Raw genomic sequence first — 24,321 nt, 5'->3', positions numbered from 1 at the left:
AATGGTCACTACAGGGGGAGGGGGGCAAACAAAACGGCCCCCGCTCTTATATAAGATGCGGGGGCCGTTCCGGTGCGGCTTGAGGCGTTATGGCAAGGACTTACTTGCGATCTTCCAGTTTGGTGATGTCACGCGACTCGTAGCCGGTGTACAACTGGCGTGGGCGGCCGATCTTGTACGGGCTGGAGAGCATTTCCTTCCAGTGGGAGATCCAGCCGACGGTCCGCGCCAGGGCGAAGATCACGGTGAACATGCTGGTTGGAATGCCGATCGCCTTGAGGATGATCCCCGAGTAGAAGTCGACGTTCGGGTACAGGGAGCGTTCGATGAAGTACGGATCGGTAAGGGCGATCTCTTCCAGGCGCATGGCCAGTTCGAGTTGCGGATCGTTCTTGATCCCCAGTTCCTTGAGCACTTCGTCGCAGGTCTGCTTCATGACGGTGGCGCGCGGGTCGCGGTTCTTGTAGACCCGGTGACCGAAGCCCATCAGCTTGAACGGATCGTTCTTGTCCTTGGCCTTGGCGATGAACTTGTCGATGTTCGAGACATCACCGATTTCATCGAGCATGGTCAGTACCGCTTCGTTGGCACCGCCGTGGGCCGGGCCCCAGAGTGCCGCGATACCGGCAGCGATGCAGGCGAACGGGTTGGCACCCGACGAGCCGGCCAGGCGCACGGTGGACGTGGAGGCGTTCTGCTCGTGGTCGGCATGGAGGATGAAGATCCGGTCCATGGCCTTGGCGAGCACCGGGCTGATCGGTTTGATCTCGCACGGGGTGTTGAACATCATGTGCAGGAAGTTTTCCGCGTACGACAGGTCGTTGCGCGGGTACATCATGGGCTGGCCCATGGAGTACTTGTAGACCATCGCCGCGAGGGTCGGCATCTTCGCCACCAGGCGGATCGCGGAGATTTCGCGATGCTGGGGGTTATTGATGTCCAGGGAGTCGTGGTAGAAGGCCGAGAGGGCGCCGACAACGCCGCACATGACGGCCATCGGGTGGGCGTCGCGACGGAAGCCGTTGAAGAAGGACTTCAACTGCTCGTGAACCATGGTGTGGTTTTTCACGGTGCTGACGAACTGGGCCTTTTGTTCTGCGGTCGGGAGCTCGCCGTTGAGCAGCAGGTAGCAGGTTTCCAGGTAGTCCGATTTTTCAGCCAGTTGCTCGATCGGGTAGCCGCGGTGCAGCAGGATGCCGTTGTCGCCGTCGATATAGGTGATCTTCGACTCGCACGAGGCGGTCGACATGAACCCTGGATCGAAGGTGAAGCGGCCCGTGGCCGTCAGGCCGCGAACGTCGATTACATCGGGACCAACGGTGCCGGTTAAAATGGGCAGCTCGACGGGGGCTGCGCCCTCGATGATCAACTGCGCTTTTTTGTCAGCCATGTGGCCTCCTATTAATGCTTGGAATCATCAGACAGACCCCCCACGCAGGGCCCGCACCACTATAGTGAGATAAATCCGAATGTCAATTTGCCTAAAGTCTTGCTCCAGAAGGCTTTAACCGGACTTTTTCGTCGAAATTGCCTGCCGTTTACGCCTTTTGCCGCTGTTGTGCAATGCGCCATCAGTGGAAGGTGAACGCGTTGTCATTAGTAACCTAACTGTCTATACTCGGCAGCCGACCGCCAGGGGCTTTTGGGCCAGCTTTGCTGGGGGTCGTCACTCCCTGGGTGGTGAGTACCTGACCAGTGCGCGCCGCAACAACTTTGCCCTGATTCTTAGGGGCTCTTCAGTGTGAAAAAAGCCGTGAAAAGCCAACGACCTGTAAACCTAGACCTAAGGACCATCAAACTCCCAGTCACTGCTTACACGTCCATTCTTCACCGTATCTCCGGTGTCATCCTCTTTGTCAGCCTGGCCATCATGCTCTACGCATTGGACAAGTCGCTCGACTCGGAAGAAGGCTTCGGTCAGGTGAAGGCGTGTCTGACCAGTCCGCTAGCCAAGCTAGTGATTTGGGGCATCCTGTCCGCCTTGCTGTATCACCTGGTTGCCGGTGTGCGCCACTTGATCATGGACATGGGCATCGGTGAAACGCTGGAAGGCGGCAAGCTGGGCTCGAAAATCGTTATCGCCGTTTCCGTGGTGGTAATCGTTCTGGCAGGAGTCTGGATATGGTAACCAACGTCACGAACCTCTCGCGTTCGGGCCTCTATGACTGGATGGCGCAGCGCGTGTCCGCGGTCGTTCTCGCGGCTTATTTCATTTTCCTGATCGGATATGTCGTCGCCCACCCCGGCCTTGGCTATGCCCAATGGCATGAACTGTTTGCAAACAACTGGATGCGTATCTTCAGTCTGCTGGCCCTCGTCGCACTGGGCGCTCACGCCTGGGTCGGCATGTGGACCATTGCCACCGACTACCTGACGCAGATGGCGTTCGGCAAGTCGGCGACTGCCGTACGTTTCCTCTTCCAGGCAGTATGCGGCGTTGCGATGTTCGCTTACTTCGTCTGGGGTGTGCAGATTCTCTGGGGTATCTGATCCATGGCTAACATTCCAACGATTTCTTTCGACGCCATCATTGTTGGCGGCGGCGGTGCCGGCATGCGCGCAGCGCTGCAACTGGCCCAGGGCGGTCACAAGACTGCCGTGATCACCAAGGTCTTCCCGACCCGTTCGCACACTGTTTCCGCCCAGGGCGGCATCACCTGCGCCATCGCTTCGGCCGACCCGAACGATGACTGGCGCTGGCACATGTACGATACCGTCAAGGGTTCCGACTACATCGGTGACCAGGACGCTATCGAATATATGTGTCAGGAAGGCCCGGCCGCGGTGTTCGAGCTGGACCACATGGGCCTGCCGTTCTCCCGTACCGAAACCGGCCGTATCTACCAGCGTCCGTTCGGCGGCCAGTCCAAGGACTACGGCAAGGGCGGTCAGGCTGCACGTACCTGCGCGGCATCCGACCGTACCGGTCACGCGCTGCTGCACACCCTGTACCAGGGCAACCTGAAGGCCGGTACCACGTTCCTGAACGAGTACTACGCCGTAGACCTGGTGAAGAACCAGGACGGCGCCTTCGTCGGCGTGATCGCGATCTGCATCGAAACCGGCGAAACCACCTACATCCGCTCGAAAGCCACCGTACTGGCGACCGGCGGTGCAGGCCGTATCTATGCCTCCACCACCAACGCCCTGATCAACACCGGTGACGGCGTCGGCATGGCCCTGCGTGCTGGCGTGCCGGTACAAGACATCGAAATGTGGCAGTTCCACCCGACCGGCATCGCCGGCGCCGGTGTACTGGTCACCGAAGGTTGCCGCGGTGAAGGCGGTTACTTGATCAACAAGCACGGCGAGCGTTTCATGGAACGTTATGCTCCGAACGCCAAGGACCTTGCCGGTCGTGACGTCGTGGCCCGTTCGATGGTCAAGGAAATCATCGCCGGTAACGGCTGTGGCCCGAATGGCGACCACGTGATGCTCAAGCTCGACCACCTGGGCGAGGAAGTGTTGCACAGCCGCCTGCCAGGCATCTGCGAACTGTCGAAGACATTCGCTCACGTCGACCCGGTCGTCGCGCCGGTTCCAGTGGTTCCAACCTGCCACTATATGATGGGCGGCGTTCCGACCAACATCCATGGCCAGGCAATCACCCAGAACGCCGAAGGCGTGGACGAAATCATCCCTGGCCTGTTCGCAGTGGGTGAAGTGGCGTGTGTATCGGTTCACGGTGCCAACCGTCTGGGCGGCAACTCGCTGCTCGACCTGGTGGTCTTCGGTCGTGCCGCTGGCCTGCACCTGGAGAAGGCGCTGAGCGATGGCATCGAATACGACGACGCTACCGAAGCCGACATCAATGCGGCCTTGTCGCGCCTGAACGCCCTGAACAACCGTACCGATGGCGAAGACGTGGCCACCCTGCGTCGCGAGCTGCAAAGCTGCATGCAGAACTACTTCGGTGTGTTCCGTACCGGCGAATACATGCAGAAGGGTATTGCCCAGCTGGCAGAACTGCGTGAACGAATTGCCAATGTGAAGATCAACGATAAGTCACAGGCGTTCAACACCGCTCGTATCGAAGCGCTGGAACTGCAGAACCTGCTGGAAGTGGCCGAAGCCACCGCCATCGCCGCAGAAGTGCGTAAAGAGTCCCGTGGTGCCCACGCCCGCGAAGACTATGAAGACCGTGACGACGAAAACTGGCTGTGCCACACGCTGTACTTCCCGGGTGAAAAACGCGTCGCCAAGCGTGCCGTGAACTTCTCGCCGAAGACTGTTCCGACTTTCGAACCTAAAGTCCGGACTTATTAAGGGTGACCGCCATGTTGCAAGTCAGTGTTTATCGCTACAACCCTGATCAGGACGCCGCGCCGTTCATGCAGGATTTCCAGGTCGATACCGGTGGTAAAGACCTGATGGTGCTGGACGTGCTGGCCCTGATCAAAGAGCAGGACGAAGGTTTCTCCTATCGTCGCTCCTGCCGCGAGGGCGTTTGCGGCTCCGACGGCATGAACATCAACGGCAAGAACGGCCTGGCCTGCATCACGCCACTGTCGGCCGTTGTCAAAGGCAACAAGCTGATCGTTCGTCCGCTACCAGGTTTGCCGGTTATTCGTGACCTGGTCGTCGATATGAGCATCTTCTACAAGCAATACGAGAAGGTGAAGCCATTCCTGCAGAACGACACGCCGGCTCCGGCCATCGAGCGTCTGCAGTCCCCGGAAGAGCGTGAGAAGCTCGACGGTCTGTACGAGTGCATCCTGTGCGCTTGCTGCTCGACCTCGTGCCCATCCTTCTGGTGGAACCCGGACAAGTTCCTGGGCCCGGCCGCCCTGCTGCAAGCGTACCGCTTCCTGGCAGACAGCCGTGATACCAAGACGTCCGAGCGTCTGGCCGCACTGGATGACCCGTTCAGCGTATTCCGCTGCCGCGGGATCATGAACTGCGTCAACGTCTGCCCGAAAGGCCTGAACCCGACTAAGGCCATCGGTCACGTACGTAACATGCTGCTGCAAAGCGGCGTGTGATTCAGCTGCTGTACCCGTAGAACCGCTGTACCCGTAGAGGCTAAGGCGCGGGCTTCAACCCGCGTCGTAGCATAACCAGAACAGCCGCTTACAAAGCGGCGGTTCTTATTTTGAAGAAATGAGACAAGCAGGGGCATCCGGGCTGGTACCCGGACTATCAGCGTGATCCTAAGTGGCTTGTTTTAGTCGCTGCACTCGGACTTCTGCAAGTTTGCTCGGTGTTTTCGCCGATGGTGTTCCCCTAATCGAGGGTGACCAAGCATGCAAGAAAGCGTGATGCAGCGCATGTGGAACAGTGCCCACCTCTCCGGTGGTAACGCTGCCTATGTGGAAGAGCTCTACGAGCTCTACCTGCACGACCCTAACGCTGTGCCAGAAGAATGGCGCACCTATTTTCAGAAGTTGCCGGCTGACGGTAACTCTGCCACTGATGTTTCGCACTCGACGATTCGCGATCATTTCGTGCTGCTGGCAAAGAACCAGCGCCGCGCTCAACCGGTCTCCGCCGGCAGCGTGAGCAGCGAACACGAGAAGAAGCAAGTTGAAGTACTGCGACTGATCCAGGCCTACAGGATGCGAGGCCACCAGGCAGCCCAGCTGGACCCGCTGGGGCTGTGGCAGCGTCCTGCACCTGCAGACCTGTCGATCACTCACTACGGCTTGACCAATGCCGATCTTGATACGACCTTCCGTGCCGGCGACCTGTTTATCGGCAAAGAGGAAGCGAGCCTACGTGAAATTCACGAAGCGTTGCAGCAGACATATTGCCGCACCATTGGCGCTGAGTTCACGCACATCACCGATTCCGAGCAACGCCAGTGGTTCCAGCAGCGTCTGGAAAGCGTTCGTGGCCGTCCGACGTACTCCGCCGACATCAAGAGCCACCTGCTCGAGCGCGTCACTGCCGGTGAAGGCCTGGAAAAATACCTGGGCACCAAGTACCCGGGCACCAAGCGTTTCGGCCTGGAAGGCGGCGAGAGCCTGATTCCGATGCTGGACGAGCTGATCCAGCGTTCCGGTTCGTACGGCACCAAGGAAGTGGTCATCGGCATGGCCCACCGTGGTCGTCTCAACGTGCTGGTCAACACCTTCGGCAAGAACCCGCGCGAGCTGTTCGACGAGTTCGAAGGCAAGAAGAAGGTCGAGCTGGGTTCCGGTGACGTTAAATACCACCAGGGCTTCTCGTCCAACGTGATGACCACCGGTGGCGAAGTCCACCTGGCCATGGCGTTCAACCCGTCCCACCTGGAAATCGTTTCCCCGGTAGTCGAAGGTTCGGTTCGCGCCCGTCAGGATCGTCGCAACGACCCGACCGGCGAGAAGGTACTGCCGATCTCCATCCACGGTGACGCGGCATTCGCCGGTCAGGGCGTGGTCATGGAAACCTTCCAGATGTCCCAGACCCGCGGTTTCAAGACCGGCGGTACGGTGCACATCGTCATCAACAACCAGGTTGGTTTCACCATCAGCAACCCGTTGGACTCGCGCTCCACCGAGTACGCGACCGACGTGGCGAAGATGATCCAGGCGCCGATCCTCCATGTGAATGGTGATGATCCGGAAGCCGTGCTGTTCGTGACCCAGCTGGCCATCGACTACCGCATGCAGTACAAGCGTGACGTGGTGATCGACCTGGTCTGCTACCGTCGTCGCGGCCACAACGAAGCCGACGAGCCAAGTGGCACCCAGCCTCTGATGTACCAGCAGATCGCCAAGCAGCGCACTACCCGTGAGCTGTATGCCGAGCGCCTGACCCAGAGCGGCGTGCTGAATGCCGAGCGCGTCCAGGAAAAAGTCGATGAATATCGCAACGCCCTGGACAATGGCCTGCACGTTGTAAAAAGCCTGGTCAAAGAGCCGAACAAAGAGCTGTTCGTGGACTGGCGTCCATACCTGGGCCACGCCTGGACCGCTCGTCACGACACGCGTTTCGACCTCAAGACCCTTCAGGAACTGTCCGCCAAGCTGCTGGAAATTCCGGAAGGCTTCGTGGTCCAGCGCCAGGTCGCGAAGATCTACGAAGACCGTCAGAAGATGCAAGCCGGCGGCCTGCCGATCAACTGGGGTTACGCCGAAACCATGGCGTACGCGACCCTGGCGTTCGAAGGTCACCCGATCCGCATCACCGGCCAGGACGTAGGCCGCGGCACTTTCTCGCACCGCCACGCGGCGCTGCACAACCAGAAAGACGCCAGCACCTACATCCCGCTGCAACACCTGTACAAAGGCCAGCCACGTTTCGACCTGTACGATTCGCTGCTGTCCGAGGAAGCCGTCCTGGCGTTCGAATATGGCTACTCCACCACCGAGCCGAATGCGCTGGTGATCTGGGAAGCCCAGTTCGGCGACTTCGCCAACGGTGCCCAGGTGGTGGTCGACCAGTTCATCACCAGCGGCGAGCACAAGTGGGGTCGTCTGTGCGGCCTGACCATGCTGCTGCCACACGGTTATGAAGGGCAGGGGCCGGAGCACTCCTCGGCACGTCTGGAGCGTTACCTGCAACTGTGCGCCGAGCACAACGTCCAGGTCTGCGTACCGACGACCCCGGCTCAGATCTACCACCTGCTGCGTCGTCAGGTCATCCGTCCGCTGCGCAAGCCGCTGATCGTGCTGACGCCGAAGTCGTTGCTGCGCCACAAGCTGGCGATCTCCACGCTCGAGGACCTGGCCGAAGGCTCGTTCCAGACCGTCATTTCCGAGATCGATACGCTGGATGCGGCCAAGGTGACTCGCTTGATCCTGTGCAGCGGCAAGGTCTACTACGACCTGTTGGAAAAACGTCGTGCCGAAGGCCGCGAAGACATCGCCGTCGTGCGTATCGAGCAGCTTTACCCGTTCCCGGAAGAAGACCTGATGGAGGCCATCGCGCCTTACACCAACCTCACCGACGTGGTGTGGTGTCAGGAAGAACCGATGAACCAGGGCGCGTGGTACAGCAGCCAGCATCACCTGCGTCGCAGCATCGGCAACCATAACAAGGCCCTGGGCCTGGAATACGCCGGTCGTGACGCTTCTGCTGCACCTGCTTGTGGTTACGCATCGATGCACGCCGAGCAGCAGGAACAACTGCTGCAAGATGCCTTCACTGTTTAATGCCTTCGCGCACCTGAAACCGAATTTAAGGAACCACAGATAATGGCTATCGAGATCAAAGCCCCCACTTTCCCGGAATCGGTTGCCGATGGCACCGTTGCCACCTGGCACAAAAAACCGGGCGAGGCTGTCAAGCGTGACGAACTGATCGTCGACATCGAGACCGACAAGGTCGTGCTGGAAGTCCTGGCGACCGCCGACGGCGTGCTGGGCGCGATCGTCAAGAACGAAGGCGACACTGTTCTGTCCGACGAAGTGCTGGGCTCGATCGTTGAAGGTGGTGCTGCCGCTGCTGCTCCGGCCGCTGCTGCTGCACCTGCCGCTGCCCAGGCTGCCGCTCCGGTTGCCGATGGCGAAGACGATCCAGTCGCCGCACCTGCTGCGCGCAAGATCGCCGAAGAGAACGGTATCAACATCGCTTCCGTTGCCGGCACCGGCAAAGGTGGTCGTGTGACCAAGGAAGACGTGGTTGCCGCCGTGGCCGCCAAGAAAGCCGCTCCAGCTGCCGCACCTGCCAAGCCAGCCGCACCGGCCGCTTCGGCTCCGGTGTTCGCTGCCGGTGATCGCGTTGAAAAACGCGTTCCGATGACTCGCCTGCGTGCCAAGGTTGCCGAGCGTCTGGTCGAAGCCCAGTCGAACATGGCGATGCTGACCACCTTCAACGAAGTCGACATGACCGAAGTCATGGCTCTGCGTTCGAAGTACAAGGACCTGTTCGAGAAGTCCCACAACGGCGTACGCCTGGGCTTCATGTCGTTCTTCGTCAAGGCTGCCACCGAAGCGCTGAAACGCTTCCCGGCTGTCAACGCATCGATCGACGGTTCCGATATCGTCTACCATGGCTACGCCGACATTGGTGTTGCGGTTTCCAGCGATCGTGGCCTGGTGGTTCCGGTCCTGCGTAACGCCGAACTGATGAGCCTGGCCGAAATCGAAGGCGGCATCGCCACCTTCGGCAAGAAGGCCCGTGACGGCAAGCTGTCCATCGAAGAGATGACCGGCGGTACGTTCACCATCACCAACGGTGGTACATTCGGTTCGATGATGTCGACGCCGATCGTCAACCCGCCACAAGCGGCGATCCTGGGCATGCACAACATCCTGCAGCGTCCGATGGCGATCAACGGTCAGGTTGTGATTCGTCCGATGATGTACCTGGCCCTGTCCTACGATCACCGCCTGATCGACGGTAAAGAAGCCGTGACGTTCCTGGTGACCATCAAGAACCTGCTGGAAGATCCGGCTCGTCTGCTGCTGGATATCTGATATCGCCGCGAGGGCCGGTCCGTTGACCGGCCCCTTGCTGAAACAACCGGTTTCGTCCCACGGCGGTCTCCACAAGTGACCGTCCGGTTTGATTCGAGAAGGAATGACTCATGACTCAGAAATTCGACGTAGTAGTGATTGGTGCGGGCCCTGGTGGCTATGTAGCGGCCATCAAGGCTGCGCAACTGGGCCTCACTACTGCCTGCATCGAGAAGTACACCGACAAAGAGGGCAAACTGGCCCTGGGCGGTACCTGCCTGAACGTCGGTTGCATTCCATCCAAGGCGCTGCTGGACAGCTCCTGGAAGTTCCACGAAGCGCAAGACGGCTTCAAGATCCACGGTATCAGCCACTCCGGCGTGAGCATGGATGTACCCGCGATGGTCGGTCGCAAGGCCAACATCGTGAAGAACCTGACCAGCGGTGTTGCCACCCTGTTCAAGGCCAACGGCGTGACCTCGATCCAGGGCCACGGCAAGTTGCTGCTGGGCAAGAAAGTCGAAGTGACCAAGCCGGACGGCTCGGTTGAAGTGATCGAAGCCGAAAACGTCATCCTGGCTCCTGGTTCGCGTCCGATCGACATCCCGCCGGCTCCGGTCGACCAGAACGTGATCGTCGACTCCACCGGCGCCCTGGAATTCCAGTCCGTGCCTAAGCGCCTGGGCGTCATCGGTGCCGGCGTGATCGGCCTCGAGCTGGGTTCGGTATGGTCGCGCCTGGGCGCGCAAGTGACCGTACTGGAAGCCCTCGATACCTTCCTGATGGCTGCCGACACCGCAGTCTCCAAGGAAGCGCTGAAGACCCTGACCAAGCAAGGCCTGGACATCAAGCTGGGTGCACGCGTGACCGGTTCGAAAGTCAACGGCGAAGAAGTCGTGGTGACCTACACCGACGCCAATGGCGAACAGACCATCACCTTTGACAAGCTGATCGTTGCGGTTGGCCGTCGTCCGGTGACCACCGACCTGCTGGCTGCCGACAGCGGCGTGGAAATCGACGAGCGCGGTTTCCTCCAGGTTGACGATTTCTGCGCCACTACCGTACCGGGCGTCTACGCCATCGGTGACGTGGTCCGCGGCATGATGCTGGCGCACAAGGCGTCCGAGGAAGGCATCATGGTCGTCGAGCGCATCAAGGGCCACAAGGCCCAGATGAACTACGACCTGATCCCGTCGGTTATCTACACCCACCCGGAAATCGCATGGGTCGGCAAGACCGAGCAGGCCTTGAAAGCCGAGGGCGTTGAAGTTAACGTCGGCACCTTCCCGTTCGCCGCCAGTGGCCGTGCCATGGCAGCCAACGATACCGGCGGTTTCGTGAAAGTCATCGCCGATGCCAAGACGGATCGCGTATTGGGCGTTCACGTTATCGGCCCAAGCGCTGCCGAGCTGGTACAGCAAGGCGCGATCGGCATGGAATTCGGCACCAGCGCTGAAGATCTGGGCATGATGGTCTTCTCCCATCCGACCCTGTCCGAAGCCTTGCACGAAGCGGCCCTGGCCGTAAATGGCGGCGCCATCCACGTGGCCAACCGCAAGAAGCGTTAATAAATAATAAGAAACCACGGCGGTTCGGCCCGTCGTGAGCCTTGCGAGCAAGACTCACCGCGGAATGTCCGCTGGACGCAGTCTTGCGTAGCTGAACCGGGCGACCGGAAGGCTACGCAAGCAGCAGTCACAGGTGGTGCGGCACTGAAACGGTGCAGCACCGAATGCGCAGTACCTAACGAAGACGGTAATAAGCATGAATCTTCACGAGTATCAGGGTAAGCAGCTGTTCGCTGAGTACGGCCTGCCAGTATCCACAGGCTACGCGGTAGACACTCCGGAAGCGGCAGCAGAAGCTTGCGACAAAATCGGCGGCAGCGAATGGGTTGTCAAAGCCCAGGTTCACGCCGGTGGTCGCGGTAAAGCGGGCGGCGTCAAGCTGGTTCGCAGCAAAGAAGACGCCAAAGCCTTCGCACAGCAGTGGCTGGGCAAGCGTCTGGTGACTTACCAGACTGATGCCAATGGTCAGCCAGTCACCAAGATCCTGGTTGAATCGTGCACTGATATCGCTAAAGAGCTGTACCTGGGCGCTGTTGTTGACCGTTCGAGCCGTCGCATCGTGTTCATGGCTTCCACCGAAGGTGGCGTGGACATCGAGAAAATCGCTCACGATACCCCTGAGAAAATCCTCAAGGCCACCATCGATCCACTGGTTGGCGCACAGCCATTCCAGGGTCGCGAACTGGCATTCCAGTTGGGTCTGGAAGGCAAGCAGGTCACTCAATTCGCCAAGATCTTCGTAGGTCTGGCCAAGCTGTTCCAGGACCACGACCTGGCACTGCTGGAAGTGAACCCGCTGGTGATCAAGGCCGACGGCGACCTGCACTGCCTCGATGCCAAGATCAACATCGACGCCAACGCCATGTACCGTCAGCCCAAGCTGAAGACTTTCCACGATCCGTCGCAAGACGATCCGCGCGAAGCGCACGCTGCCAAGTTCGAACTGAACTACGTAGCCCTGGAAGGTAACATCGGCTGCATGGTCAACGGTGCCGGCCTGGCCATGGGTACCATGGACATCGTCAACCTGCACGGCGGCAAGCCAGCCAACTTCCTCGACGTGGGCGGTGGTGCTACCAAGGAACGCGTAACCGAAGCGTTCAAGATCATCCTGTCCGACACCAACGTCGCAGCAGTACTGGTCAACATCTTCGGCGGTATCGTTCGTTGCGACATGATTGCCGAAGGCATCATCGGCGCCGTGAAAGAAGTTGGCGTGAAAATCCCGGTTGTTGTTCGCCTCGAAGGCAACAACGCTGAGCTGGGCGCTAAAGTACTGGCAGAAAGCGGTTTGAACATCATCGCTGCTACCAGCCTGACCGACGCTGCTCAACAAGTCGTTAAAGCTGCGGAGGGCAAATAATGAGCGTCCTGATCAACAAAGACACCAAGGTTATCTGCCAGGGTATTACCGGTTCGCAAGGTAGTTTCCACACCCAGCAAGCCATCGAATACGGCACCAAGATGGTTGGCGGCGTAACGCCTGGCAAGGGCGGCACCGAGCACCTGGGCCTGCCTGTCTTCAACACCGTCAAGGACGCTGTTGCAGCCACTGGCGCCACCGCCAGCGTGATCTACGTTCCGGCTCCTTTCTGCAAGGATTCCATCCTTGAAGCGGCGTTCGGCGGCATCAAGCTGATCGTGTGCATCACCGAAGGCATCCCGACCATCGACATGCTGGAAGCCAAGGTCAAGTGCGACGAGCTGGGCATCACCCTGATCGGGCCTAACTGCCCAGGCGTGATCACTCCAGGCGAATGCAAGATCGGCATCATGCCAGGTCACATTCACTTGCCAGGCAAGGTCGGTATCGTTTCCCGTTCCGGCACCCTGACCTACGAAGCTGTGAAGCAGACCACTGACGCCGGTTTCGGTCAGTCGACTTGCGTCGGCATCGGCGGTGACCCGATCCCAGGCTCGAACTTCATCGACATCCTGAAGCTGTTCCAGGAAGACCCGAAGACCGAAGCGATCGTCATGATCGGTGAGATCGGCGGTTCGGCTGAAGAAGAAGCGGCTGCCTACATCAAGGCAAACGTGACCAAGCCGGTTGTTTCCTACATCGCAGGTGTGACTGCTCCTCCGGGCAAGCGCATGGGCCATGCTGGCGCAATCATCTCTGGCGGCAAAGGCACTGCAGACGAGAAATTCGCTGCACTGCAAGACGCAGGCGTGAAAACCGTGCGTTCGCTGGCAGACATCGGCAAGGCCCTGGCCGAGCTGACTGGCTGGGAAATGAAGAAGTAAGCTTCGGCTGACTGATTCGCTCCAGCACAAAGGCCACCTTCGGGTGGCCTTTGTCGTTTCTGGCACTTGTGTGGAAGCAAGTGTGGGAGCAAGGCTTGCCCGCGAAGCAGGCGCCTCGTTTTCGCAGGCACCGAGCCGTCTTCGTCGCGGGCAAGCCTTGCTCCCACAGATAAATCCCCTCGCCACAAGTCATCCGCTGTCCACCAGGGAGGTTATGTGGGAAAAATAGATACGTAAACGCGACACGAAAATGTCGTGTATCGGATAGTTCGCCCCGTAACAGTGCGTTTGTGATCCGAATTGGTTAGGCTAGCAGCCATTTTTGCGACCGCAGCCCACAAGGACGCGACGCGCTAAACGGGTCGATCCCATACGGATCGGCAGCATTTCCCTCTACCCATGGGGAAATCCCTCTCTAAATTCCGATTCAGCAGTGTGGTTTCCTTAATGAAAGTGTTGAAAGGCCAGGACATCCTGGCGCTTGGTTTCATGACATTTGCCCTGTTCGTCGGGGCCGGCAACATCATCTTCCCGCCTATCGTTGGTTTGCAGTCCGGACCCCATGTCTGGATGGCGGCGTTGGGTTTCCTGATCACTGCGGTAGGGCTGCCGGTGATCACCGTGGTTGCCCTGGCGAAGGTCGGCGGGGCGATGGATGCATTGAGCAGTCCCATCGGCAAGCTTGCCGGCGGTCTGCTGGCGGCGGTCTGCTACCTGGCCGTCGGTCCGCTGTTCGCCACGCCGCGTACCGCCACCGTCTCGTTCGAAGTGGGCCTGGCGCCACTGACCGGCGAAAGCCCGCTGGCGCTGTTCCTCTACAGCGCCGTGTATTTCGTGCTGGTGTTCTTCATCTCGCTCTACCCGGGTCGGCTGCTGGATACCGTTGGTCGTTTCCTCGCGCCGCTGAAGATCATCGCCCTGGCCGTGCTGGGGATCGCTGCGTTTGCCTTGCCCGCCGGCGGTATCGGCGTAGCCACACCGGAGTATGTCGCGGCGCCGTTCTCCCAGGGTTTCATCAATGGCTACCTGACCATGGATACCCTCGGTGCCCTGGTGTTCGGCATCGTCATCGTCAACGCGATCCGCTCCCGGGGCGTCGAGTCACCGGCCCTGATCACCCGCTATGCAATCATTGCCGGGTTGATTGCCGGGGTCGGCCTCGCGCTGGTCTATATCAGCCTGTTCCGCCTGGGCTCGGGCAGCCACGAAGTGGCATTGGGCGCAACCAACGGCGCTGCGGTGCTGCATGCCTACGTGCAACACACCTTCGGCAGTCTGGGCAGTGGTTTCCTTGCCGTATTGATCTCCCTGGCCTGCCTGGTGACCGCGGTGGGCCTGACCTGCGCTTGTGCCGAATACTTCAGCCGTGTCCTGCCGCTGTCCTACAAGACGCTGGTGGTGATTCTGGCGGCGTTTTCGTTGCTGGTGTCCAACCTCGGCCTGACCAAGCTGATCGCTTTCTCGATCCCGGTCCTGACCGCAATCTATCCGCCATGCATCGCCCTGGTAGCCCTGAGCTTCTGCAAGGACTTCTGGCTCGAACAGGGACGCATCGTCGGCCCGGTGATGCTGGTGTCGTTCCTGTTTGGCCTGGTCGATGCGCTCAAGGGCGCAGGGCTGGCTGACTGGATGCCGGCGCAACTGGCTCATCTGCCGCTGAGCGAGCAGGGACTGGCCTGGCTGGTGCCATCGGTCATGACCCTGGTCGTGGCCGTGGTGTGTGATCGCCTGCTGGGCAAGCGCAGCGAAGCACTGGCTTAAACCGCCACACTGTTCCCGCTTGACCGAAATGCCCCGTATCAATCGATACGGGGCATTTTTTTATGCAGCGGTGTCTTTTTCCTTGGGTTAACGTCGAAGCAGTGTCCTGCACAAATGAAGTTCTCCTGTGGGAGCGAGCCTGCTCGCGATAGCGGTAAGTCAGCCAATGAATGGATAGCTGATCAACCGCAATCGCGAGCAGGCTCGCTCCCACAGGAGGCGCAGCAACTGCTCCATGTTCTTTTTATACAAGGAATTGCATGTCATTCATCCAAGCCAACCTGATCCATCTCCTGGCCGCTGTGTGGTTCATCATCTGCTGGGGCGGCTATACCCGTTATGCCACGTGGAAGGCCCGCGATACGGCCTGCCTGGCCAGTGTGATGCACTTGTATCGTGAAGACTGGATGCGCCGCATGCTGCTGCGTGAGAACCGTATTGCCGATGCCAGTGTGATCGGTAACCTGGAGCGTAATGCGTCATTTTTTGCCTCCAGTACGTTGATCATCCTGGCTGGCATCCTGACGGTACTCGGCGCATCCGACCGTGCGGTGTCGTTACTGGCGGACCTGCCACTGGTACAGCAGGCTTCACAGGGCATGGCCGAGGTCAAACTGCTGTGCCTGGCGTTGGTGTTCGTGTACGCGTTCTTCACGTTCAGCTGGTGCATGCGTCAATACAACTTCGCGGCGGTCCTGGTGGGGTCGGCGCCGATGATCGGCGAACGCCATGTCTCGGAGCAGGAGCGCAAGGCCTTTGCACTGCGGGCCGCGCGGGTGATCTCGATGGCCGCCAACCAGTTCAACTTCGGCCTGCGCTCTTATTATTTCGGCATGACCATGTTGGCGTGGTTCGTCAGCCCCTGGTTATTCATGTTGATGAGTGCTGGCGTGGTGTTTGTGCTCTATCAGCGCGAGTTTCATTCCGATGTGCTGGATGTCATGGTCTATACGCCGACGGAAGTGCCGGCAGCCGAAGTCGTCAAGGACGCGACATGACAACATGGCCGGCTAAATCATAGGCAAAAGAAAACCCGCGCCAGGCGGGTTTTCTTTTGCCGCTAAAACCGTATCAGTTGGTTTTAGGTGCTTCGGCAGGCGCTTGTTCCTGCGTCGCGGCTTTGTTCGCTTCAGCCTGATCTTTGGCGGCTTCGGCGTTTTCTTTCGCCGCGTCGTTCACTTTATCCTGTGCTTTGTTCATGTCCTGCTGAGCTTGCTCAGCATGTTGGTTGGCATCTTGAGCTTTGTCCTCGGATTTCTTATCGCAGGCAGCGAGACCAAGGGAGGCGGCCAACATCAAGGCAATAGCTAAAGTCTTACGCATGGGGTGTTTCTCCTTATGGAAATAACTACTGGCCGTTTGAGCAATTCGCCTGGGGTTAAGTTCCTCTTTTGCGACAGATATATAACGTTGCGGTGAAATGGAACTTTATGAGGCGCGCCTGTTATCAGGTCCCCGTTACTGACAAGAGCATTGAATCAATGGCTGAAGATCCCGTTTTTGAGCGTGCGACGCGTTTTTTGTCCGCGCTGAGACATTGCCAGGTGTTGGGCTTGAAGTTGCACAGCGCCAGCCAGGAAGGACTGACCCTGGTGCTGCCTTTCAGCCCACGGATCGTGGGCAACCCGCTTACCGGCGTCCTGCATGGCGGGGCGTTGACGTCATTGATGGACACGGCCTGCGGTATGTCGACCCTCTGCGTTTTACCGGAGTTCGAGGTCTGTCCGACCCTGGACCTGCGCATCGACTACATGCACGCCGCCGAGCCGAACAAGGATGTCTATGGTTTCGCGCAATGCTACCGGGTGACGCCGGACGTGATTTTCACCCGAGGTTTCGCCTATCAGGACGACCCCTCTCAACCCATCGCCCATGTGGTGGGGACTTTCATGCGCCTGGGCCAACACGCCAGGGGTATAACGAAGGGTGGCCGGACGGCTGCCATGGACACGCCATGACCGATATCACCGGAGAACAACTGCGTCAGGCCTGTGAGCAGGGTGATTATGCGCTGCTGCTGGCCTCGATCCCTTATGCCCAGCTCATCGGCGCCGAATGCGCGCGCCAGGGCGATGACCTGATCTTCCGCCTGCCGGCCAACAAGGACAACATTGGTAACCCTTTACTGCCGGCGATCCATGGCGGCGTCATTGCCGGCTTCATGGAGCTGGCGGCAGCCGTTCATCTGCTGATCGCCACCCGCGCGCCGGGTGTGCCGAAGATCATCGATTTCTCCCTGGATTACCTGCGCGCCGGGCAATTTCGCGACACCTATGCCAAGTGCCAGGTTTGGCGCCAGGGCCGACGGGTGGCCAACGTTGCCATCACCGCCTGGCAGGACGCGGAGGCCGAGCCGATCGCAACCGCGCGGGCGCATTTCAAGATCCAGGAGTCTGCCAAACCTGACCACCCTTGAAATCCCCATCGTTGCCCCCACCTTGAGGACATCCCGCCGCCATCTCAGCGAGGCGGACACCACCATCCACTTGGAGTTTGATGACCATGAGCGTGGAAACTCAAAAGGAAACCCTGGGCTTCCAGACCGAGGTGAAACAGCTGCTGCACCTGATGATTCACTCGCTGTATTCGAATAAGGAAATTTTCCTTCGCGAGTTGATTTCAAACGCCTCCGATGCTGTCGACAAATTGCGTTTCGAAGCCCTTTCCAAGCCAGAGCTGCTGGAGGGGGGCGCTGAGCTGAAAATCCGTGTGAGCTTCGACAAGGACGCCAAGACCGTCACCCTCGAAGACAATGGCATCGGCATGAGCCGCGAAGAGGTGATCACGCACCTGGGCACCATCGCCAAGTCCGGCACTGCCGATTTCATGAAAAACCTGTCGGGCGACCAGAAGAAAGATTCCCACCTGATCGGGCAGTTCGGCGTCGGCTTCTATTCGGCGTTCATCGTTGCCGAGCAGGTCGAAGTGTTCAGTCGCCGTGCCGGCCTCGCAGCGAGCGAAGGCGTGCACTGGTCGTCCAAGGGCGAGGGCGAGTTTGAAGTCGCCACCATTGACAAGGCTGATCGCGGCACCCGCATCGTGCTGCACCTCAAGTCCGGCGAGGACGAGTTTGCCGATGGCTGGCGCCTGCGCAACATCATCAAGAAGTATTCCGACCATATCGCGCTGCCGATCGAGCTGCCGAAGGAAGTCACCGCCGCTGAAGGCGAAGAAAAGCCTGAAGTGGAATGGGAAACCGTCAACCGCGCCAGCGCCCTGTGGACTCGCCCACGGACCGAGGTGAAGGACGAGGAATACCAGGAGTTCTACAAGCACATTGCCCACGATTACGAGAACCCGCTGAGCTGGAGCCATAACAAGGTCGAAGGCAAGCTGGAATACAACTCGCTGCTGTACGTGCCGGCCCGCGCCCCGTTCGACCTGTATCAACGCGAAGCGCCACGTGGCCTGAAGCTGTACGTGCAACGCGTCTTCGTGATGGACCAGGCCGAATCGTTCCTGCCGCTGTACTTGCGCTTCATCAAGGGTGTGGTGGATTCCAACGATCTGTCTCTGAACGTTTCGCGGGAAATCCTGCAGAAAGATCCGATCATCGACTCCATGAAGTCGGCGCTGACCAAGCGTGTCCTGGACATGCTGGAAAAACTGGCGAAGAACGAGCCCGAGCAGTACAAGAGCTTCTGGAAGAACTTCGGCCAGGTGATGAAAGAAGGTCCGGCCGAGGATTTCGCCAATAAAGAAAAGATCGCCGGCCTGCTGCGCTTTGCGTCGACCCAGGGTGACGATGGCGAGCAGATCGTCGGTCTGGCCGATTACCTGGCCCGCGCCAAGGAAGGTCAGGACAAGATCTACTACCTGACCGGTGAAACCTATGCACAGGTCAAGAACAGCCCGCACCTGGAAGTCTTCCGCAAGAAGGGCATTGAAGTGCTGTTGCTGACCGACCGTATCGATGAGTGGCTGATGAGCTACCTCAACGAGTTCGACGGCAAGAGCTTCGTCGATGTGGCCCGTGGCGACCTGGACCTCGGCAACCTGGATTCGGAAGAAGACAAGAAAGCCGCCGAAGAAGTCGCCAAGAGCAAGGAAGGCCTGGTGGAGCGGATCAAGACAGCCCTGGGCGATGCCGTCAGCGAAGTGCGTGTCTCGCACCGCCTTACCGATTCCCCGGCGATCCTGGCCATCGGTGAACAGGACCTCGGCCTGCAAATGCGCCAGATCCTGGAAGCCAGTGGCCAGAAAGTCCCGGATTCCAAGCCGATTTTCGAGTTCAACCCGGCTCACCCGCTGGTGGAGAAACTCGACAACGAGCAGAGCGAAGAGCGCTTTGGCGACCTGTCGCACATCCTGTTCGATCAAGCGGCCCTGGCGGCGGGCGACAGCCTGAAGGACCCGGCGGCCTATGTGCGTCGCCTGAACAAGCTGCTGGTTGAACTGTCAGCTTGATGAGGTAAGGAAAACCCCGCTTCGGCGGGGTTTTCGTTTCTGGTATCCATCAAAAGGAGACAGACATGAGTCAGATTACGGTTCGTTCAGTGGCCTATCAGATTGACGGCCAGACCTACGAAAGTCGCCTGGCCTTCGATGCCGCCCAGCAGGGCCCGCGTCCGGGCTTGCTGATGGCGCCGAACTGGATGGGGGTTGGGGCGGGGGCCGAGGACATCGCCAAGTCGGTGGCGGCCAAGGGGTATGTGGTGTTGATCGCCGACCTGTACGGCCAGACGGTGCGCCCGAGCAATGCCGAGGAGGCGGGGGCTGCGATGATGCCGCTCAAGAAGGATCGGACCCTGTTGCGCAAGCGCATGCAGGCGGCATTCGAGCAGCTGCAAGGGCAGGGTGAGGCGCAGGTCGACGCTACGAAACTCGCCACGTTCGGCTTCTGCTTCGGCGGTTGCTGTGCCCTGGAGCTGGCCCGCATGGGCGCGCCGCTGAAGGCCGCTATTTCGTTCCATGGGACCCTGGATACGCCGAACCCGTCGGATGCGCAAAACATCAAGGGTGTGGTGCTGGCGATGCACGGTGCTTCAGACCCGCTGGTGCCGAAGGAACAACTGCCAGCCTTTGAGGACGAAATGAACGCCGCCGGTGTCGATTGGCAACTGCTGAGCTACGGTGGCGCGGTGCACTCTTTCACCGATCCCCACGCCAATGTGCCGGGCAAGATGATGTACAACGCCAAGGTGGCCAAGCGGGCGTTCAGGGCGATGCACAATTTGCTGGATGAAGTGTTCGCGGGCTGAGTTGGGCTTGATCTGATTTTGTTGTTGTCTGGCCTGCCGTCATCGCGAGCAGGCTCGCGACCACAGGGGGGCACCAATCCGATGTGGGAGCGAGCCTGCTCGCGATAGCGGACGGTCAGACACCACTGAGCTCATCCCACGGAACTCAGGGCAACTCGATCCGCTCACTTTCCCCCGGCACGGTCGGCCAGTCTCCGGCCGCCCAGCGTCGACGGGCTTCGTCGATCCGGGCCGGATCGCTGGAGACGAAATTCCAGTTCATCCGGCGCGGTCCGTCCAGCGGTGCGCCGCCGAACAGCACGGCATGGCAGTCGCTGCTGGCAAACAGCGTCATCTCTTCCCCGACCGGCAATATCACCAGGGAGTGGGGCTCCACTGGCTCTCCTTCGAGCAGCGCCTCGCCGCTCAATACGTACAGTGCCCGTTCTTCATGCTCGGTGGGAATCAGCAGTGTCGTCGCGGTTTGCAGGTTGAGTTCGGCATAGAGCGTAGGAGACAGCACCGGTACCGGCGATTCCAGGCAAAAGCCCGAGCCCGCGATCATGCGGATACCGACGCCCAGGTTGTCACTGACCGGCAGGGTGCGTGCCGGATGATGGCTGTAGTGCCCAGGCCCTTGCTCATGGGATTGGGGCGACGCCAGCCAGACCTGCAACCCGTGCATGACGAAATCGCTGGCCATTTGCGATGCCGGCGTGCGCTCGACGTGGGCAATGGCGCTACCGGCGGTCATCCAGCTGACATCCCCGGCCTCGACCACCTGGTCTGAGCCCAGACTGTCCTTGTGCTGGAGTCTGCCTTCGAACAGGTAGGTGAGGGTGGAGAGCCCGATGTGGGGATGCTGGCGGACATTCATCCCCTTACCGGCCGGGTAGGTGGTTTGCAGCATGTGGTCGAAGAACACGAAAGGTCCGACGTTGCGGCACTTGGCAGACGGCAGCGGGCGAAGAATCGGCTGGCCTTCGACATCTTCTGCGCGGGGACGAACGGTCAGGGGCATGGTCATGATGTCTTCCAGATTGAATGACGGATGCGGCGAGCATAACCCGTCGTCGGGGTTGGCGGCACAGGCGACTTGAACCCAAGCGGGACGGGAGGGGTCCAAGCTGCTCATGGTCTTTGGAGATGAGCCGTTGACCCGCCTGATCTTCGCCTGGTTGCTGATCGCTTCGAGCAGCGCCGCCATGGCTCGCGAATATGCCTACAGCGATGCGCACCTGCATTACGTCGACTTCTTTCAGGAATCCGCCGGCATGCCCAAGCTGCTTCAGGCGATGGCTGACAATCGCATCGAGCATGTAATGATCTCAGGTGTCCCTGTCGCCAAGAAATGGCATGAGGACGAGCCCAAGCGTCCACGTTATTACGCCGGTGACGATGCGGACGCCTATTGGTACAGCGCCACCGATACGATTGTCGCGGCGGCGGTGGGCAAGCTGACCACCGAGCAACGCAAGCACTTTCATCCTTTTCTCTCCGGTTTCAACCCCAATGACAAGAACTCCGCGGCCCATGTCCAGCGCATGCTCGATCTGTACCCGGGATTGTGGCAAGGCATCGGCGAAGTCTTCACCCGTCACGATGACCTTACGGCGCTGACCTCGGGTGACACCCCGCGCGCCAACAACGAAGCCATGACGATGATCTATCACCTGGCGGCCGAGCACGACCTGCCGGTGATGCTGCATTCCAACATCACCTCCAAGCGTGAGAAGAATCCGCTGTACCTGCCAGAAATCGAAGAGCCGTTGCGCAAGCATCCACACACCCGCTTCATTTGGGCCCATGCCGGCACCAGCATGGAGATTCATCGACATCAGACCCGGTTGGATTTCCTGTTGCCGACCCTGACCCGGATGCTTGAGTCCTACCCCAATCTGTACATAGACCTGTCCTGGAGCCTGCTCACGCCCTACTTGCTCGACGAAGCGGGCAAGCCTCAGTCGGAGTGGGTGAAACTGGTGGAGCGCTTTCCGGAGCGCTTCATGGTGGGGTCGGATGTGGTCGGACGTTTCGGTAAGCTGGGGAAGGAGCTGCACGGCTTCGATCCGTTTCTGGATGCCTTGCCCGAGGAAGTGGCGAGAAAGGTGGCACGGGATAATTTCTTGGCGGTGTTGTGTGGGAGCAAGGCTTGCCCGCGATGAGGTCAACGCGGTCTTGAGCCCTGAGGTGTCTGGATCGCGAGCAAGCTATGCTCCCACAGGCTAGCAGCAGGCAAAAAAACGCCCCGTACCAGTCGGGGCGTTTTTGTGTGCGGTCGTAGAAGCTGTCGAGTGCGGGATAATTTCATGGCGGTGTTGTGCGGGAGCAAGGCTTGCCCGCGATGAGTTCAACGCGGTCTTGAGCGCTGAGGTGTCTGAATCGCGAGCAAGCAGTGCTCCCACAGGGTAGAAGCAGGCAAAAAAACGCCCCGAACCGGTCGGGGCGTTTTCGTGTGCGGCGTAGCAGCGGGGCTTACTTGCCCTGCCAGCGCTTCAGTACCAGGGTGGCGTTGGTGCCGCCGAAGCCGAAGCTGTTGCTCATCACGGTGTTGATGGTGGCATTTTCGCGGGTCTTGGTCAGGATCGGCAGATCGGCCACTTCCGGGTCCAGCTCGTCGATGTTGGCCGAGCCGGCGATGAAGTTGCCTTCCATCATCAGCATGCAGTAGATCGCTTCGTGAACGCCGGCGGCGCCCAGGGAGTGACCCGACAGGCTCTTGGTGGAGCTGATGGCTGGCGCCTTGTCGCCGAACACTTCACGCACACCTTTCATTTCCGCGACGTCGCCGACCGGAGTCGAAGTGCCGTGGGTGTTCAGGTAGTCGATCGGGGTGTCGACGGTGGACATCGCCATCTGCATGCAGCGGATAGCACCTTCGCCGCTTGGGGCCACCATGTCGTAGCCGTCGGACGTAGCGCCGTAGCCGACGATTTCCGCGTAGATTTTTGCACCACGGGCCAGGGCATGTTCCAGCTCCTCGACCACCACCATGCCGCCGCCGCCGGCAATGACGAAACCGTCACGGTCGGCATCGTAGGCACGAGAGGCTTTTTCCGGCGTGTCGTTGCGCTTGCTGGACAGGGCGCCCATGGCGTCGAACAGGAACGACTGGCTCCAGTGTTCTTCTTCACCGCCGCCGGCGAACACGATGTCCTGCTTGCCCATCTGGATCTGTTCCATGGCGGTACCGATGCAGTGGGCACTGGTGGCGCAGGCAGATGCGATGGAGTAGTTCAGGCCCTTGATCTTGAAAGGCGTGGCCAGGCAGGCGGAAACGGTGCTGCTCATGGTCCGGGTGACACGATACGGACCAACGCGCTTGACGCCTTTTTCGCGCAGGATGTCCAGCGCTTCCATCTGGTTCAGGGTCGAGGCGCCGCCGGAACCGGCGATCAGGCCGGTACGCGGGTTGGATACCTGCTCTTCGGTCAGGCCGGAGTCAGCGATGGCATCCTTCATGGCCAGGTAGGCGTAAGCCGCCGCATGGCCGACAAAACGGTAGATCTTGCGATCGATCAGTTCTTCGAGGTTGAGGTCAATGGAGCCGGAAACCTGGCTACGCAGACCCATTTCGGCGTATTCCGGGTTGAACCGGATGCCAGGGCGGCTTGCACGCAGGTTAGCGGAGACGGTCTCTTTGTCATTGCCCAGGCAAGAAACGATGCCCAGACCAGTGATAACGACGCGGCGCATGCGGATAACCCTTAGAAGTTGTCAGTGGAGGTGAAAACGCCGACCCGAAGGCCCTCGGCGGTGTAGATTTCGCGACCGTCGACAGTCACCGAACCATCGGCAATGGCCATGTTCAGCTTGCCCTTGAGGACGCGTTTGATATGAATGTTATAGGTGATTTTCTTCGCGGTCGGGAGGACCTGACCGAAGAACTTCACTTCGCCCGAACCCAGGGCGCGACCGCGGCCCGGCAGACCCTGCCAGCCTAGGAAAAAGCCGACCAGCTGCCACATGGCATCCAGGCCCAGGCAGCCCGGCATGACCGGATCACCTTCGAAATGGCAGGCGAAGAACCACAGGTCCGGATTGATATCCAGCTCGGCGACCAATTCACCTTTGCCGTACTTGCCGCCCTCTTCGCTGATATGGGTGATGCGATCCACCATCAGCATGTTCGGGGCGGGCAGTTGCGCGTTACCTGGGCCGAACAGCTCACCGCGACTGCAGCGCAGCAGATCTTCCCGGGTAAAGGCGTTTTGTTTGGTCATGCGAGCTCCTCAATAGTCCCCT

Annotated in this window: 21 protein-coding genes; 16 read left to right on the top strand and 5 right to left on the bottom strand. The window is 59.8% G+C overall.

Annotated features, from left to right (window positions below; all coding sequences use genetic code 11):
* Positions 1–100 precede the first annotated feature (100 nt).
* Positions 101–1,390, bottom strand: coding sequence for a citrate synthase (gene gltA / locus QZH45_RS22305; RefSeq protein ID WP_024780621.1), 1,290 nt, complete (start codon positions 1,388–1,390; stop codon positions 101–103).
* A 351-nt stretch (positions 1,391–1,741) separates the two neighbouring features.
* Here gltA and sdhC point away from each other — a divergent pair, with 351 nt between their 5' ends.
* From sdhC to QZH45_RS22250, 11 genes are all read left to right on the top strand, one after another.
* Positions 1,742–2,128: a succinate dehydrogenase, cytochrome b556 subunit gene (gene sdhC / locus QZH45_RS22300; protein ID WP_172679607.1), complete on the top strand. Its 387-nt coding sequence runs from the start codon at positions 1,742–1,744 to the stop codon at positions 2,126–2,128.
* On the top strand, positions 2,122–2,490 hold the full coding sequence (gene sdhD / locus QZH45_RS22295) for a succinate dehydrogenase, hydrophobic membrane anchor protein (RefSeq protein WP_024780619.1): 369 nt from the start codon (positions 2,122–2,124) through the stop codon (positions 2,488–2,490). The genes sdhC and sdhD overlap by 7 nt, the downstream gene beginning before the upstream one ends.
* A gap of 3 nt (positions 2,491–2,493) precedes the next feature.
* Entirely contained in the window at positions 2,494–4,266 is a 1,773-nt protein-coding gene (gene sdhA, locus QZH45_RS22290) for a succinate dehydrogenase flavoprotein subunit (protein WP_024780618.1), read from the top strand.
* Between the two features lie 11 nt (positions 4,267–4,277).
* The gene (locus QZH45_RS22285; protein WP_024780617.1) at positions 4,278–4,982 is read left to right on the top strand and encodes a succinate dehydrogenase iron-sulfur subunit; all 705 of its coding nucleotides are present in this window, start codon (positions 4,278–4,280) and stop codon (positions 4,980–4,982) included.
* A gap of 261 nt (positions 4,983–5,243) precedes the next feature.
* A complete protein-coding gene (locus QZH45_RS22280) occupies positions 5,244–8,075 on the top strand; it encodes a 2-oxoglutarate dehydrogenase E1 component (protein ID WP_024780616.1) in 2,832 nt (943 codons plus the stop codon).
* Between the two features lie 42 nt (positions 8,076–8,117).
* A complete protein-coding gene (gene odhB / locus QZH45_RS22275; protein WP_024780615.1) occupies positions 8,118–9,341 on the top strand; it encodes a 2-oxoglutarate dehydrogenase complex dihydrolipoyllysine-residue succinyltransferase in 1,224 nt (407 codons plus the stop codon).
* Between the two features lie 110 nt (positions 9,342–9,451).
* Positions 9,452–10,888, top strand: coding sequence for a dihydrolipoyl dehydrogenase (gene lpdA / locus QZH45_RS22270; protein WP_024780614.1), 1,437 nt, complete (start codon positions 9,452–9,454; stop codon positions 10,886–10,888).
* Between the two features lie 196 nt (positions 10,889–11,084).
* Complete coding sequence (gene sucC, locus QZH45_RS22265) at positions 11,085–12,251, top strand: ADP-forming succinate--CoA ligase subunit beta (protein WP_003179235.1); 1,167 nt, start codon at positions 11,085–11,087, stop codon at positions 12,249–12,251.
* Positions 12,251–13,135: a succinate--CoA ligase subunit alpha gene (sucD, locus tag QZH45_RS22260; RefSeq protein ID WP_003179236.1), complete on the top strand. Its 885-nt coding sequence runs from the start codon at positions 12,251–12,253 to the stop codon at positions 13,133–13,135. Before sucC ends, sucD begins: the two co-directional genes overlap by 1 nt.
* Before the next feature lie 447 nt (positions 13,136–13,582).
* Positions 13,583–14,896 carry a branched-chain amino acid transport system II carrier protein gene (gene brnQ / locus QZH45_RS22255; RefSeq protein ID WP_055135691.1) on the top strand — a complete coding sequence of 438 codons (1,314 nt, stop codon included), beginning with the start codon at positions 13,583–13,585 and terminating at the stop codon, positions 14,894–14,896.
* A 260-nt stretch (positions 14,897–15,156) separates the two neighbouring features.
* Positions 15,157–15,894, top strand: coding sequence for a DUF599 domain-containing protein (locus tag QZH45_RS22250; protein WP_024780612.1), 738 nt, complete (start codon positions 15,157–15,159; stop codon positions 15,892–15,894).
* Positions 15,895–15,967: 73 nt separating this feature from the next.
* On the opposite strand, the gene QZH45_RS22245 is transcribed toward QZH45_RS22250, so the two are convergent.
* Positions 15,968–16,219, bottom strand: a complete 252-nt coding sequence (locus tag QZH45_RS22245) for a hypothetical protein (RefSeq protein WP_024780611.1) — start codon at positions 16,217–16,219, stop codon at positions 15,968–15,970.
* A 158-nt stretch (positions 16,220–16,377) separates the two neighbouring features.
* Here QZH45_RS22245 and QZH45_RS22240 point away from each other — a divergent pair, with 158 nt between their 5' ends.
* The 4 genes from QZH45_RS22240 (at position 16,378) to QZH45_RS22225 (ending at position 20,097) form a co-directional block, all read left to right on the top strand.
* Positions 16,378–16,854, top strand: coding sequence for a PaaI family thioesterase (locus QZH45_RS22240; protein ID WP_055135690.1), 477 nt, complete (start codon positions 16,378–16,380; stop codon positions 16,852–16,854).
* Positions 16,851–17,312, top strand: a complete 462-nt coding sequence (locus tag QZH45_RS22235) for a PaaI family thioesterase (protein WP_024780609.1) — start codon at positions 16,851–16,853, stop codon at positions 17,310–17,312. Before QZH45_RS22240 ends, QZH45_RS22235 begins: the two co-directional genes overlap by 4 nt.
* 86 nt (positions 17,313–17,398) lie before the next feature.
* Positions 17,399–19,303, top strand: coding sequence for a molecular chaperone HtpG (htpG, locus tag QZH45_RS22230; RefSeq protein ID WP_024780608.1), 1,905 nt, complete (start codon positions 17,399–17,401; stop codon positions 19,301–19,303).
* 65 nt (positions 19,304–19,368) lie between these two features.
* A complete protein-coding gene (locus QZH45_RS22225; protein ID WP_024780607.1) occupies positions 19,369–20,097 on the top strand; it encodes a dienelactone hydrolase family protein in 729 nt (242 codons plus the stop codon).
* A 145-nt stretch (positions 20,098–20,242) separates the two neighbouring features.
* Here QZH45_RS22225 and QZH45_RS22220 read toward each other — a convergent pair whose 3' ends face one another.
* Positions 20,243–21,103 carry a pirin family protein gene (locus QZH45_RS22220; protein ID WP_024780606.1) on the bottom strand — a complete coding sequence of 287 codons (861 nt, stop codon included), beginning with the start codon at positions 21,101–21,103 and terminating at the stop codon, positions 20,243–20,245.
* A gap of 106 nt (positions 21,104–21,209) precedes the next feature.
* On the opposite strand from QZH45_RS22220, the gene QZH45_RS22215 reads away from it, so the two are divergent.
* Positions 21,210–22,241 carry an amidohydrolase family protein gene (locus tag QZH45_RS22215; protein ID WP_024780605.1) on the top strand — a complete coding sequence of 344 codons (1,032 nt, stop codon included), beginning with the start codon at positions 21,210–21,212 and terminating at the stop codon, positions 22,239–22,241.
* A gap of 310 nt (positions 22,242–22,551) precedes the next feature.
* On the opposite strand, the gene fabB is transcribed toward QZH45_RS22215, so the two are convergent.
* On the bottom strand, positions 22,552–23,772 hold the full coding sequence (gene fabB, locus QZH45_RS22210) for a beta-ketoacyl-ACP synthase I (protein ID WP_024780604.1): 1,221 nt from the start codon (positions 23,770–23,772) through the stop codon (positions 22,552–22,554).
* A gap of 11 nt (positions 23,773–23,783) precedes the next feature.
* Positions 23,784–24,299 (bottom strand): 3-hydroxyacyl-[acyl-carrier-protein] dehydratase FabA, encoded by a 516-nt coding sequence (fabA, locus tag QZH45_RS22205; RefSeq protein WP_024780603.1) that lies wholly within the window; start codon positions 24,297–24,299, stop codon positions 23,784–23,786.
* Between the last annotated feature and the right edge of the window lie 22 nt (positions 24,300–24,321).

Origin of the sequence: Pseudomonas corrugata (assembly GCF_050920615.1) — a bacterium.
Taxonomy (GTDB): domain Bacteria; phylum Pseudomonadota; class Gammaproteobacteria; order Pseudomonadales; family Pseudomonadaceae; genus Aquipseudomonas; species Aquipseudomonas corrugata.
This window is presented reverse-complemented; position numbering and strand designations above follow the sequence as displayed.

Excerpts from the sequence above, each read along its gene's own strand:
- QZH45_RS22225 (WP_024780607.1), top strand. The coding sequence starts at position 19,369 with ATGAGTCAGATTACGGTTCGTTCAGTGGCCTATCAGATTGACGGCCAG.
- brnQ (WP_055135691.1), top strand. The coding sequence starts at position 13,583 with ATGAAAGTGTTGAAAGGCCAGGACATCCTGGCGCTTGGTTTCATGACA.
- fabA (WP_024780603.1), bottom strand. The coding sequence starts at position 24,299 with ATGACCAAACAAAACGCCTTTACCCGGGAAGATCTGCTGCGCTGCAGT.
- QZH45_RS22240 (WP_055135690.1), top strand. The coding sequence starts at position 16,378 with ATGGCTGAAGATCCCGTTTTTGAGCGTGCGACGCGTTTTTTGTCCGCG.
- lpdA (WP_024780614.1), top strand. The coding sequence starts at position 9,452 with ATGACTCAGAAATTCGACGTAGTAGTGATTGGTGCGGGCCCTGGTGGC.
- odhB (WP_024780615.1), top strand. The coding sequence starts at position 8,118 with ATGGCTATCGAGATCAAAGCCCCCACTTTCCCGGAATCGGTTGCCGAT.
- sdhD (WP_024780619.1), top strand. The coding sequence starts at position 2,122 with ATGGTAACCAACGTCACGAACCTCTCGCGTTCGGGCCTCTATGACTGG.
- sucD (WP_003179236.1), top strand. The coding sequence starts at position 12,251 with ATGAGCGTCCTGATCAACAAAGACACCAAGGTTATCTGCCAGGGTATT.
- QZH45_RS22215 (WP_024780605.1), top strand. The coding sequence starts at position 21,210 with ATGGTCTTTGGAGATGAGCCGTTGACCCGCCTGATCTTCGCCTGGTTG.
- QZH45_RS22285 (WP_024780617.1), top strand. The coding sequence starts at position 4,278 with ATGTTGCAAGTCAGTGTTTATCGCTACAACCCTGATCAGGACGCCGCG.
- sdhA (WP_024780618.1), top strand. The coding sequence starts at position 2,494 with ATGGCTAACATTCCAACGATTTCTTTCGACGCCATCATTGTTGGCGGC.
- fabB (WP_024780604.1), bottom strand. The coding sequence starts at position 23,772 with ATGCGCCGCGTCGTTATCACTGGTCTGGGCATCGTTTCTTGCCTGGGC.
- gltA (WP_024780621.1), bottom strand. The coding sequence starts at position 1,390 with ATGGCTGACAAAAAAGCGCAGTTGATCATCGAGGGCGCAGCCCCCGTC.
- sucC (WP_003179235.1), top strand. The coding sequence starts at position 11,085 with ATGAATCTTCACGAGTATCAGGGTAAGCAGCTGTTCGCTGAGTACGGC.
- QZH45_RS22245 (WP_024780611.1), bottom strand. The coding sequence starts at position 16,219 with ATGCGTAAGACTTTAGCTATTGCCTTGATGTTGGCCGCCTCCCTTGGT.
- QZH45_RS22250 (WP_024780612.1), top strand. The coding sequence starts at position 15,157 with ATGTCATTCATCCAAGCCAACCTGATCCATCTCCTGGCCGCTGTGTGG.
- htpG (WP_024780608.1), top strand. The coding sequence starts at position 17,399 with ATGAGCGTGGAAACTCAAAAGGAAACCCTGGGCTTCCAGACCGAGGTG.
- QZH45_RS22220 (WP_024780606.1), bottom strand. The coding sequence starts at position 21,103 with ATGACCATGCCCCTGACCGTTCGTCCCCGCGCAGAAGATGTCGAAGGC.
- QZH45_RS22235 (WP_024780609.1), top strand. The coding sequence starts at position 16,851 with ATGACCGATATCACCGGAGAACAACTGCGTCAGGCCTGTGAGCAGGGT.
- QZH45_RS22280 (WP_024780616.1), top strand. The coding sequence starts at position 5,244 with ATGCAAGAAAGCGTGATGCAGCGCATGTGGAACAGTGCCCACCTCTCC.